Raw genomic sequence first — 12,914 nt, forward strand, 5'->3', positions numbered from 1 at the left:
TTTAAACTTCTGACTTCAACTTTTTACTTGTCCTTTTTTTAGCAGCTTTCGCAACTGGATCTAGTAAATATTGAATTTCATCATCTTTAGCATCAATCATGATAATTTTTGGCAATTTTTGCTCTGCTAAAGCCACCAAAATTTCTGTAGCTAACGCAGGTAAAACCGTAGAATTTAAAATATTATCGACATTACGAGCACCACTATCGACTTCTGTGCAACGGCTTAAGAGCAGCTCTACTAAATCATCAGAATATTGGACTTGTGTGCCGTATTGTTTTTCAATTCTGGCTGTGATTTTTCCTAGCTTATGTTTAATGATTCGTACGAGTAAATCGTCGTGCAATGGGAAATACGGCACAACTCTCATTCGGCCTAAAAATGCAGGCTTGAATTGCTTGTACAAACTTGGTTTTAAATGGTCAATCAACTCTTCAGCTGTTGGCCATTCTTCTACAGGCGTATTTAAGCACGCTTGCATAATGGCACTTGAGCCAGCATTTGAAGTCAACAAAATAGTGGTGTTTTTAAAGTCAATAACTCGACCTTCACCATCTTCTAAAGTGCCTTTATCAAATACTTGATAAAACAGTTCCTGAACATCACTATGTGCTTTTTCAATTTCATCAAGTAAGACAACGCTATAAGGATTACGGCGAACAGCTTCTGTTAAAACCCCGCCTTGACCATATCCCACATACCCTGGAGGTGCACCTTTAAGTGAAGATACCGTATGTGCTTCCTGGTATTCCGACATATTAATCGTGATTAAATGCTGCTCACCACCATATAATTCATTTGCCAAAGTTAATGCAGTTTCAGTTTTCCCCACACCACTTGGCCCAACTAAAAGAAATACACCTTGTGGCTTATTCGGATCTTCAAGTCTTGCTTTTGAAGTTTTAATGCCCTGAACTAATTGTGTGAGTGCATAATCTTGCCCCATTACACGTTCGCCCAATTTATCTTCAAGCGTTAATATCTGTTTAATTTCATCATTTACCATTTTTCCGACAGGAATACCGGTCCAATCAGAAATAATTTCATTAATGATTTGAGAGTTTACTCTTTCAAATACTAATGGTTGCTGGCCTTGAATCTCAGCAAGATTCTTACGCAATAGATTGATCTGGTCATAAGCCTCAGATTCATTAGTATGATTCTGTGCTTCTAATTCCTGAATTTTATGAACAAGCTCTAATTCTTTTTGCCACTGCTCTTGGGTTTCATGAATCTCTTTTTGCAAAGATTCTAAATTAACTTTTAAAGTTTCCAATCGTTCATGATGAATTGGAATCTGACGATGCTCATTTTCTAAAATCTGCTGTTCAAGCTTTAAGTTATACTCTTGTGCTTTTAACTGATCGAGTTTTACCGGTTGTGCATTTTGGGTTAATGCAACACGTGCTGCTGCTGTATCAAGCACACTCACTGCTTTATCTGGAAGTTGGCGACCACTAATATATCGATGTGAAGAATGAACCGCAGTAACGATCGCTTCATCATCAATTTGTAGATTAAAGTGCTGCTGCATCACAGGAATCATTGCACGTAACATATCAACGGCAACTTCTTCGGTTGGCTCTTCTACTTTTATCACTTGAAAACGTCGGCTCAAGGCAGCATCTTTTTCAAAGTATTGCTTGTATTCCGCCCATGTTGTTGCAGCAATGGTACGCAATTCACCACGTGCAAGTGCTGGTTTTAAAAGATTTGCAGCGTCATTTTGCCCTGCTTGCCCACCTGCACCAATTAAGGTATGTGCTTCATCAATAAATAAAATAATAGGATGGGCAGAAGCTTGAACTTCTTGAATCACTTGTTTTAAACGGTTCTCAAACTCGCCTTTAACACTTGCGCCAGCCTGTAACAGCCCCATATCAAGCACATGTAAATGGACATTTTTTAAGGCGTTAGGCACTAAACCTTGAGCAATTTTTAAAGCCAAACCTTCGACCACTGCTGTTTTACCAACTCCCGGTTCTCCAGTTAAGATCGGGTTATTTTGGCGTCGACGCATTAAAATATCGAGCATTAAGCGAATTTCATATTCACGCCCAATAACTGGATCTATACCGCCTTGTTTAGCTTTTTCAGTTAGATTAATCGTGTACTGATCAAGCGCAGGAGTTTTAACTACTTTTGTATTTGTTGTAGCGACTTCTTCTGGCTCATCTTCTTTCGAAAGTGTTTTTGTTTCATCTTGTTGTTCAACACTCTTCTCACAAATTTCAAGAAACTTATGTTTCATTGAATCAATTGGTAAAAGATCGAATAAACTCGAAGCTCGAGTAGCAATTTGATATAAATCAGGTGCCGTTAATAACGCAACTAATAAGTGACCACTACGAATAACTGGATTTTGCTCAGCGGAAGCTAATAACCAAGCTTGTTCAAACAAACGAACGATAGATTTAGCAAAAATAGGAGTTCGAGAATTACCTTTCGGTAATTGCGAAATTGTTTCTTTTAAATCATCAGCCAAAGCTTCAGGTGAAATTTTATATTTCTTTAATAAAATTTTTAAATCATTTTCTAGAGATTGATTAAGTAACTCTAAAAATAAATGTTCAATTTCAATTTCGTAATTCTGTTGAATAACACAAGCATTAGCCGATTTTTCTAAAGCAGTACGCGCAACTGTAGAAAGTTTTGTAATTAAAATTTTTAAATTACTCATCATTACTCTCAATATTTTTAAATAATTTAATGCTTAAAATCATAATGCCTGTATATTAACAAAATTCAGCTTTATCAGACAAACTACTCATCATTTCAAGCGTTAATATGTTCTAGTAGATATTTATATAAAATATCTCTACCCTTATCCTTGATTAACTAAACTCTGTTTTGGCAATAATTTACAGCCGCATGATAATGAATCATTTACGCGCGCTCCAGATTTTCCCATAACAAGCATATTCGGATCACCCGATACAATCGTAGAAACCGTTTTGTGTAACGGACAAGTGGCCTTGTCTCCTACACACGCAATTGCAATTCCTTCAATTAAAAACGTACTGTTCCCTGAAATGACTTGCCCTCCACCAGTGGTTGGGCATCCAATCGTAATGTAAGGGCTAGCCATGTTTTTCTCCTTATATTTATAGAACAGTAAACTCAATTCGACGGTTTTTCTTTCTTCCTTCTGGAGACGTATTATCTGCAACTGGCTTAGAGGAACCTAAACCTTCTGTAGATAAATGATCTGCCGGAATACTTCTACTAATTAAATAGTTTTTTACTGCCAAAGCACGATCTTGACTAAGTTTTAAGTTTTTAGTTGCATCGCCAGAACTATCTGTATGTCCAATGATTTTGACTTTTTTACCACCCACTTTGTTTAAAGCAATAGCCATCTCATCTAGAATTTTTTGACCCGCATCAGTTAAAACTGCACTGCCAGATTCAAACTCAATAATTCGATTTTTCAGTGCATCATCAATGATTTTCTGCTCAGCCTGATTGACTGATAACTGTGGATACAGTTGATACGGTGGCTGAACTAACCCTTGAAAAGATTGAATGGTAGGCTGGATCTCTGCTGGATTCAGCATTTTTCCACTCAGCTCAAATCGAGTACCGTTTACACTTAATTTGCCTTGTGAAACTTTTTTTAAGTCAGGTGTAATAACTCGTGTAACCGAATCACTCCATCCATTTGGAGCAGCTACTGGTCTCACTTGTATTTTATCTACGACTTGATCTGCGCCATAAACAGACTGCATTTTTAATAAGATAGCCTGTTTACTGGCTTCGTTAGGAACTACGCCTTCTACAACAATGGGCTGAGCCAAAGCATAATTAGCTACGGCATAGATAAAACAGCCTTTTATGAGCTGTGAAAGTTTAGTTTGATATCGTTTATTCATTATTATTCACCCAAAAAAGTCTGTCTAAATAGTTTTAAGCCTTGATTTAAACTTAATTGGCGTTGGCATAATGATTGTTCTAGCGTCGCTAAACCAGCATTCTGCTCCAAATAAGTGTCAATCCACTGAGCTTCTATTAAAGAAACCCAGTGTTTACTATCCATATTCTGAGTAAAAATATCGCTAAGGGCTAAAATATCAGCACCTTGAAAACCGAAGAATAATACGGGTTGCTCTCGATGTAACAAGCCGATGAGTACCTCAGTATTATGTTCCTTTAAAAACCGACAAATAATACTGACCCAAAAAGCAGCTATTTCATAACTATAAGCAGGATTATTAATAGGTAAAATCAGGACTTTATTTAACCGACTAGTTCCATTTTGTAAAATTGGCTGTAGTAATAATCCCAGCCCAATCATACTTTGCGCTAACTCATAAATACTCAACTTCATTAACTGAGCAAATGAGTGCATCGTATGATTTTCATAAAAGCCTACACATTCTCGTTCAGTTAAAACCTGAATTTGATTTTGTAAGTGACCTAATTTTCCAAGTAACAAATCTGAATCTTTAATGCCTTTTAAAGCGCGATTGTTTTGAAATAAATCAACAAGCACATGTTTATAGCTATATGGTGCATATAACAAATTATCATACGGCAAATCAATTTCTAATAAATGGCTCAGCACCATTGGAAAAGATCGACCCGAACTATCTTCACTTGCGAGTAGATTCGCAACCAAAAACATATTTTCTTTTGGATTGGCAATAAAGAAATCCAGTGAAGGCAACGTGCTATAAGCTTCTTTAAAGTTGCCCGATTGCATCGCATATTCCAATGCTTCAGTAATCCACTGATCAAGCAACTGTATTAAAACATTCTGACCTTTTGTTTTTAAAAAGTCGCCTCGTGCAGGACTTTTGCCGTAATACAAAGGAGTGGTTTTTAATGTTTGCATTAGTGCTCCTCCTTTCGCATAGAGGTTATTTTCCATGTCATGGTTTAACTCCCGCAGAAGGCTGAGCGAGTGCTGCAACAGGATTTTCTGTTTTTGCTGGAGCCGCTTGAGCTGGTGCCTGCTGAGCAGATACCACTCGAGCTGCTTTATCGGCAGTGACTTTATCAACCAGTTGCATACCAGAATAACCACGGCTTGAACCAATACTGCCTGAATTACTGCTGATTAAACGGAAATTCATTTTCACAACTAATGATGGGTCCGTCTTACTACGCCAAAGCATTTCAAATCCGCCATTTTGTTCTTTACGTTGAGCACTATCAATTAAACGGTTAATACCATATTCACCTGGCTCATCAAAAATCGTGTGCGTTTGACCTTGTAAATCCACAGCAGTAATACGAGCACCCGGAATGCTTCCTTGGTTTGGCCAAATGAAGTTAACCCACTGCTGCACACCATTTTCATAAGTCATACGCTGACCATCAATATCAACGGTATATGAAAGCAATTGTGGATTTGGAATTGGGTAGAACTGGAAGTTAGATTGGTTGGTTGCTGGTGCCGCTGGAGCTTGAGCATTCAACTCACCGGTTGCCATACCATTCGCTGGAGTAACATATCTTTGGAAATTCATGACGAATTGAGGATTTAAACTAATTCCTAAATCTTTCCATGTCTTAGACGTTAACGTATAACCACGACGGATCACAAATGGATCAAGACTTTCTTTTACAAAGCGTGAAATACTACCGTTCTCGCCCAAGATTTGACCAATTTCACTACTTGTCGCCTGCAAAGAAGCTGATGAGTTAAATGGATATTTCTTGGCAAGATTTGCTGTAAATGGCTGATAAGCTTGCATTACCCACAATTTATTAATTTCATCTTGTGTCGGTGTAATTAAACTTTCAAAAGCCTGCGTAAGTGGACTAACTACCAATTTTTGTAGTAATCGCTGATCAATTTCATTGAAACCAACCGCCATTTTTTCATCTACAATTTTTTGTGTCTGGTTAAATACAGAAGTCTGCTCATTTAGGGTTTGCTTGACTAATGTCATCGCATTAGGCCCAACTTCACCTGCATTCTTAAGCTCATTAAACTTGCTACGAACTAGGGCTAAATTTGTCATATATTCATCAAGTAATGATTTACCTTGTTGATCATCACGTTTGCGAACCAACTGATAGAACATTTGGTACTCTTGAGAAATAGCGCCCTGAGCATTTGTTGCCACTTGATTAGCAACCTTATCGTCATGATTTAAAACTTTACGTTTAAACCACGCAACAAATCCTTTTTGTGGAGCTGCGAGCTCTGCTTGCACAACTGGATTATCCCAGTTTGTTTCGATTGCAACTCGTTCAATTAAGGTACGAATCGGAGAATTTTGCGGCTCACCCAAAACATCAATATTTTTTACTTGCTGAGCAAATTGGCCAGCTTTAGCATAATGAATACCACTTAAGAACTTTCTCCATTCCGCAATATATTCTTGCTTATAGAGTGCTGTCAGTTGTTTTCTAATTTGTTCAGGACTGCCTGAGAAAGTTAAATCATCAGATTGACGGCTATTTAGCACCCAGTCTTTACTATCTGTTGGCTTATCCGCGGCTTCTTCAATCGCTTTTTCTACATAGTCATTCCATGCTTTTTGGGTAAATACACCAGGCAATGCATAACTGCCCAATACAACATTTTTATTTGCTTCCCCTACAATTTGACTTACGGTCAGCGCAGGGAAACGTACCGCAGCACGCATTTTTATTTCATTATAAACACGATCACGGGCAGGCATTCCTCTCACAACAGAAAGCAATACTTGGCGTGTTTGATCAACAATTTGCGAATCTGCATCTAAAATTGGGAATTCTTTATCATTCGCTAAAGTCATTGCATATGACAAGATCTGTTCAGCTTCCTGAATCATATCTGCACGTGGCATTGGGCCTTTATTTGCATCTAACCAAGAGCGCCAGAAACGCGTAACCTGATCGCTTAGATGACTTGCATCCATATATTGTGGATTACTCATCATCAAATATGCTTTTAATGCGTTATACGCATCTTGAGGATTTGTGTCTGAAGGTTCTAAATATTGTTGAGTTTGAGCGGTTTGCTTAATTTCAACATTCGTATGATTGGCTTTTAATGTTGCTTCATTATTTTTTACACGTTGCAAATATTGAGCAATATTTTGCTGTGTCGGGGTTAAAACAATTTGCTTAACACCTTTTAAATATTCAGCTTTTAACTTTTCACGAAGCTCATTGCCCTGATATAAACCAAAACTAAACTTAAGTGGTCTATTTTCATCAAACTCATCTAATTGCTGTAGACGTCTTTGAAGAATAAGTAAAGCTTCTAACTGAGTTGACAATTGCTGGCCCGAAGCTTTTTCTAACTGAACGACTTTATTTAAATCAGCTTGGACTTCGGCAATCAATTGCTGGTTATTGCGATATGACCAAACCCAAACACCCAGAATAATTGAAACACCTGCCAAAGCACCAATAAATGCAATGTAGCGTTGACGTTTTCTGCCAGCATTTACATGCTGCTTCACAAGGTCTTTATCTTTTAAAATAACATCTGAAAACAGACCATTTAAGAAATAACCATGGTTAGGGGTAATTTTTGAATGATCTTTTAAATCAGTTTGAGCAATCTGAGTCAGTTGGAATTCTTGGGCAATTTGCTCAGTCATTGGACTTTCAATTACACCTTCTTGCAAAGCACTAGTGAAGTAGAACCCACGGAAAACAGGTTGAAATTGATATGGATTATCTTCAAAAAGTGTCGCAATAAAGCTCTTTAAAGCTGGTTTTAATGTTTTAAATTCTAATGGGAAAGTCATTACACTTGGAGAGATATTCTGCGAATGACGACGACTTAAATGAGTCGAGCTTACCCCTTTTAGACCATCGTAAAGAATATTGTAATGTTTCTCGAACAAATCTACGGCATTATGCGAAGAACTCTGGTCATACGGAAGCGTCGCTCCCCAAGCTTGGTTATATTCCTGAGCTTCATAAAATTCAAAAAACTCTGTAAAACCTGCAATCAAATCCATCTTTGAAAAGACTAAATAGACAGGAACAACGACTTCTAAACGTTCAGTTAGATCTTGAATACGAGCACGTAAATTTTTAGCAAGCTTTAACGAATTTTCAGGACTTTGACTAATCAGCTCGGCAATACTGACAATTAAAATCAAACCATTGACCGGAGCTTTAGAACGGTTCTTTTTTAAAATATTTAAGAAACCTAGCCACTCAGAATGATCTTCGCTATACACAGAATAGCGACCTGCAGTATCAAGTAAGATACCTTCTGTAGAGAAAAACCAGTCACAATTTCGAGTACCGCTTAAACCAGCAGATACCATTTTTTGATGCGTTTCTTCAAAAGGAAACTTTAAACCAGAATTATAAATAGCTGAACTTTTACCTGCGGCTGGGTTACCAATAACCATATACCAAGGAAGTTCATAGAGTGCAGCATTTCCTTTTTTATCACCCAACTTAGATTTACGAATCAGTTGAATTGATTCTTTCATTTGTTGATTAACAAGCTGAAGCTCTTCTTTATCTTTATTTTTGCCATATTCAGCTTGATTATCTTTTTCAATCGCTTCAGCTAATTCTTCACCTTGAGCAGCATGTTTTCTTCGTTGAATAAGCCAATAGATACCATAAACAATAAGACCCAAAGCATAGGCAGTCGCTAAAGCCCAGAATATATGACGGGGAATTGAAGTATATGAAGACATCAATGCCACGAACAATGACAAGGCGATAATTGCTTTAGGATTCGTGATGTACTGCCACAAGTAGCCTAAAATTGTATGCATTCTATTCTCGTTCTAAGTCCAAAGTTTAAATTAGTTATTCAACACCATCACATCATCTTCTGAATTTTCGGTGACACTCTGCACAAACGTATGTGCTGACACCGTATTTTCACCAAAGACAAAAGGAATGATATGTTCAGGAAAATGCATACTCAGCATAAAGCCATAAATATCAGCTAAATGTTGGGTATGCCCTAATGAAGATTTCACATAAATATAGTGATGTGGTTCTACAGGTGTTTGAAGAAAGTGTTGCTGCAATTTCTTTGAAACTTTTATATCCGTCTGATCTGACAATATCAGCACATAAGGCTCTTCACCTTCATGCTGAGGTAAATCATGAAATTCAAAATGAGTAAAAAGCTTCGCTGTATATTGTTGGCCTATAACAACTTTCAGATTTTTAGTAGGTTCTAATTCTTGGATTTTTACTAAAGGATCTGCAAGTAAACAGCTTGCTGCAAATTCAGCAGGAATATAATCTTTAATCATCCAAGACTTTTCATCGACTAGATCTTGATCAATTTCTGAATCAGCCACGACTAAAAAGAACATCTCATGCTCTCTTTTATGAATACCTTTTAATAAATGTATTAACTCTTGGTAAGCTAATTGCTCTCCAAAAAAATGATATTCAATGTGAATTTTTTGTGGAGCAATCCCAATCTCAGCAAAGAACTCTAAAATTAGTTCATTACTTTGATCATCATTCCAGATATGTAGTAAATCCTCCGAAAGAAGGATATGTAGATTTAAACGATTTAAACGATAAACTTCGACTACAGGCATTTGAGCATCGTCATATTCAGACTCGGGATCAACCCATGCCGGATGCATATGATATTCATGAGCTTGCTGCGACTCATAAAATAAAGTTGAACGTTTTAAATGCTCTGCGAGAAGATATAAGTTTTCTATATTTTGTTCTAATTGCTGTTGTATTAATGACATCATACGAACTTGTCTTGGAGATGAGTAATCACTCTCCTCATGATTATCTTCATCCAAATCTTTAATACGATAAGATAAAAGAGGTAATCCGTAAGAGTTTAACAATTGATCATCCAGCTCTGGACTTTTAAAGTTTTGTAGCTGCTCAATAATTGCTTCATTCTCACCCAACGCATGCACCGCAAAAGCAGAGTAAATATTGAAATCTAGCTGTTCTAATGGTTGATCAGTTACTACATTTTGATTTGGATTAGCATCATCTTTATTTTGACTTATAGCTTGTTCTTTCTTGTCTTTGTAAGTTTTATAGGCGCTGTAAATTAACCAAGGTGATAAGATCACCAAGGTAATAATTGCAGGTAACATTAAGAAATAAAGGAAAAAATCACCTTTATCAGGATTATATTGAACGTCACGCCAATAGAAAATAATAATTCCACTAACTACTGTAAAAATAGCAATAAATGAGAGTAATATTTTTTTAATCATATTTTCTCTCCAATAAGGCTATAGCAAGTTTCATGACTATGCACTTTAGGTTGTTGTGATATAAGAAAAGAACCCTGCCCCAAACCATTCTGATTATGATGAGTTAGACAAATAGGTTGTATTTCAGACTCATCTAATACGAGTCGAAGATCTATCGACAAAGTTGGACTACACCAAGTTTCTACAATTTTTTTTAGTTTTAAACTTAACTCTTGATTTGGAAGAAAATTTAAATATTGCTGACGTTTTAATGGTCCAATCTGAATTTCGATTTTTCCATCAATTTGCTGAATGGTTTCCCCACAAAATGTATTAACACCAAGTAGGCTCGGCAGAGCTCCACCTAAAGTGGTTAATTGGTCACTCGCCAACTTAAAAGATTCTTGTATAAACTCTTTAATTGTAATTTCATGCTTAAAAATACACGACAGCATCGTTTTTAATGCATGAACTGTATTATTCTGGCCCTGCATTAATCCAGAAAACTCTGCAAAATAGTCATCAAGCTCTGTTTGCTGATGTTGCGATCGCACATAGCCATTCAACGCATGCAGAATATCTAGATAATCATTTTTATGTTCAGTCTCATATCGAATTGGCAAATTATATGTAATGCTGGACTCTACATATTGAGCGGTAAGCTTATGGTTAAATAAACTCAGAAACTCTTTAGTTTCAGCTCTTTGCTGCCGTGGGGCCTGTTTAATCTTGTTCGTATAGGTATAAGGTAAAGCACCTTGTATGCCTGTAAGGCCAACAATCAAATTAGTGATATAAACCCGCTCATTCGATAATTCTAAATTTTCAATTTCAGTAGCAGGGAAATTTAAATTAAAGGATGTCTCAAACTTGAAATAATCACTCCAAGATGAACCAACTGCGTGACTTGAATCGTGCCTTAATAGACGTGTTGCCTGAATAAATTCAAAAGACTTTGGCTTTGTAAACAACTCAGCTGTTATAGAAGAGTCTTGCCACCAACGTTCTGACTGCATTGGTATAACTCCTGCTGAGATGAATAATCCTTAACAACCAAATCAACAAAACTATTAATTTGAACCTTTAAATTAAAAACACGACTTAACAATTGACTAAAAATGTATAGGCTATGACCTCTAAATACAGATGAATCAATTTGCAACTCGGCCTTCACGCCCCTTACAAACATTGGAAATGGTTTACCATCTACCAGTTTATGAGTAAGTGAAAATTCAAGATGTTCAATTGATTCAATAATTAGATAATTTTCTTTTGATAACGGTAAGTTATATAAAGCAAGTAATTCTTTAATATGAGATACCGCATCACCTTTCATTAAAGCTAAACTATTTAATGAAAGGTGCGAAATAACCCGCCACTGTTCACTCTGGCTTTGTCCAAATTGATAAGGTTTGGTCGGTCTTTTTAAAACAATGGCACGTCTAGCGAGGCTACTATCATTTAAGTTCAATATGTTATTAGATTGCCCCAATGCTTCGTGTGGTAAGTCACGATTTGAGCACAATAATTTTGTACTAATAAAATCTGAACGTGTTGAAGAAGGATTTAAATTTTTAGAAATAATTGAATATCCCATTTCAACGAAATTCGGTTGTAGTTTTTGATAGTTGACCGAATAGAAAAAGCGGGCCTTGTCTGCATGGTAATGACTCATCGCAAAAAAAGGCAGCACAGGAACATAACTTTCTTCGTGACTGGTTTTTTCACGCACCATATTCATTTCTGTAATTGAATAGACTTGATAAAACTCAGGATGATGCGCATCTGTAATTAATGGATATTCTAATTGCTTGTGTACGATTTTTTGAGGTTCAGCATATTTTTCAAATAAATTAATGACTGGTGTAGTAAATAATTTAAAATTAGCAACATTCAGCTCAGAATAATTTCGAACCACGGCTTGATCATTTAAATTTAATTTAAAATGAATCAGGAGTTCAAACTCACTACCTTCTAGAGATAGATTCTTTAAAAAGTCTAAATCCAGCTTAAGATAATTAAATTTTTCAGGAAAACAAAAATACTCCATGAGTAAACGATACGCATGATGAGTATGCTGATCGAGAGGTAATAAACTCTCTTGTTCTGAAAAACCAGTTAACTCAAATGGATTTTTATCCAGCGCTATAACCTTCTGCCCTATTTTGATGGCAAAAGTTGTTCCCTTCTTAAAAATACTATCTAGTACTTGAAGCGGGAAATTAGAAATTGCATCTAAATAAATAGGAAGTTTTTCATTTATTAAACATAAATGAGCATGATTAAAAATTTCGAATTTAAAATTTAAAGTCGCATTTTGGCTCAAATGCATATGTGCACTTGGTGTACTTTTAAACTCTAGCGCTTGCAACGTTATTGGGAGTAATTTGACTTCTTGCGTAGTATTAAACTCACATTGAACCCCCTTAAAACTACGAGACTTCAAAACCGTATGTGCAGGCACAACATGGGCTTGTGTGAGCTGTTTAATTTTATTTATATCTTCGAAACTTACTACCGAACAAGCTGGAAAGTGCCGCAGGTATTGAGGAAACATCACCTCAAATAAAGAACGTGTAAATACGTCATAACTATCAGCAAGTTTTTTATCAATACGAGCAGCAATTAATGAAAACGCCTGTATAAGACGCTCAATATGCGGGTCATCAATCTGCTCTTGATTTAAAGATAAGCGTTGAGCAATTTTCGGATATTTTTGGGCAAATTCTCGAGATTGCTGACCAAATTCTTGTAGTTGTTTTTCGTAAAACGGTAAAAGCTCTTCTATCACAACACACCCACTAC

8 protein-coding genes are annotated in these 12,914 nt (G+C 36.4%); all 8 read right to left on the reverse strand.

The window, feature by feature from the left end; genetic code table 11:
• Position 1 precedes the first annotated feature (1 nt).
• The 8 genes from tssH to tssF all read right to left on the reverse strand — a co-directional run bounded on the left by tssH (position 2) and on the right by tssF (position 12,900).
• Positions 2 to 2,683: a type VI secretion system ATPase TssH gene (gene tssH, locus AC2117_RS11650; protein WP_133974248.1), complete on the reverse strand. Its 2,682-nt coding sequence runs from the start codon at positions 2,681 to 2,683 to the stop codon at positions 2 to 4.
• Positions 2,684 to 2,824: 141 nt separating this feature from the next.
• Positions 2,825 to 3,088 carry a PAAR domain-containing protein gene (locus tag AC2117_RS11655; RefSeq protein ID WP_042897393.1) on the reverse strand — a complete coding sequence of 88 codons (264 nt, stop codon included), beginning with the start codon at positions 3,086 to 3,088 and terminating at the stop codon, positions 2,825 to 2,827.
• Positions 3,089 to 3,104: 16 nt separating this feature from the next.
• Complete coding sequence (locus AC2117_RS11660) at positions 3,105 to 3,872, reverse strand: OmpA family protein (RefSeq protein WP_133974250.1); 768 nt, start codon at positions 3,870 to 3,872, stop codon at positions 3,105 to 3,107.
• A 2-nt stretch (positions 3,873 to 3,874) separates the two neighbouring features.
• Positions 3,875 to 4,834, reverse strand: a complete 960-nt coding sequence (gene tagF / locus AC2117_RS11665; RefSeq protein WP_133974252.1) for a type VI secretion system-associated protein TagF — start codon at positions 4,832 to 4,834, stop codon at positions 3,875 to 3,877.
• A 37-nt stretch (positions 4,835 to 4,871) separates the two neighbouring features.
• Positions 4,872 to 8,690 carry a type VI secretion system membrane subunit TssM gene (gene tssM, locus AC2117_RS11670; protein ID WP_133974254.1) on the reverse strand — a complete coding sequence of 1,273 codons (3,819 nt, stop codon included), beginning with the start codon at positions 8,688 to 8,690 and terminating at the stop codon, positions 4,872 to 4,874.
• A 30-nt stretch (positions 8,691 to 8,720) separates the two neighbouring features.
• Positions 8,721 to 10,130, reverse strand: coding sequence for a hypothetical protein (locus tag AC2117_RS11675; protein ID WP_133974256.1), 1,410 nt, complete (start codon positions 10,128 to 10,130; stop codon positions 8,721 to 8,723).
• Positions 10,127 to 11,125, reverse strand: coding sequence for a type VI secretion system baseplate subunit TssG (tssG, locus tag AC2117_RS11680; RefSeq protein ID WP_133974260.1), 999 nt, complete (start codon positions 11,123 to 11,125; stop codon positions 10,127 to 10,129). Before tssG ends, AC2117_RS11675 begins: the two co-directional genes overlap by 4 nt.
• The gene (gene tssF / locus AC2117_RS11685; RefSeq protein ID WP_133974262.1) at positions 11,089 to 12,900 is read right to left on the reverse strand and encodes a type VI secretion system baseplate subunit TssF; all 1,812 of its coding nucleotides are present in this window, start codon (positions 12,898 to 12,900) and stop codon (positions 11,089 to 11,091) included. The genes tssG and tssF overlap by 37 nt, the downstream gene beginning before the upstream one ends.
• Positions 12,901 to 12,914: the final 14 nt, after the last annotated feature.

It is taken from the genome of Acinetobacter calcoaceticus (genome assembly GCF_900520355.1).
GTDB classification, from domain to species: Bacteria; Pseudomonadota; Gammaproteobacteria; order Pseudomonadales; family Moraxellaceae; genus Acinetobacter; species Acinetobacter calcoaceticus_C.

Bases quoted from the DNA above. Each gene is read 5' to 3' on its own strand.
- AC2117_RS11660 (WP_133974250.1), bottom strand. From the start codon at position 3,872: ATGAATAAACGATATCAAACTAAACTTTCACAGCTCATAAAAGGCTGT.
- tssH (WP_133974248.1), bottom strand. From the start codon at position 2,683: ATGATGAGTAATTTAAAAATTTTAATTACAAAACTTTCTACAGTTGCG.
- AC2117_RS11675 (WP_133974256.1), bottom strand. From the start codon at position 10,130: ATGATTAAAAAAATATTACTCTCATTTATTGCTATTTTTACAGTAGTT.
- tssM (WP_133974254.1), bottom strand. From the start codon at position 8,690: ATGCATACAATTTTAGGCTACTTGTGGCAGTACATCACGAATCCTAAA.
- tssG (WP_133974260.1), bottom strand. From the start codon at position 11,125: ATGCAGTCAGAACGTTGGTGGCAAGACTCTTCTATAACAGCTGAGTTG.
- tagF (WP_133974252.1), bottom strand. From the start codon at position 4,834: ATGCAAACATTAAAAACCACTCCTTTGTATTACGGCAAAAGTCCTGCA.
- AC2117_RS11655 (WP_042897393.1), bottom strand. From the start codon at position 3,088: ATGGCTAGCCCTTACATTACGATTGGATGCCCAACCACTGGTGGAGGG.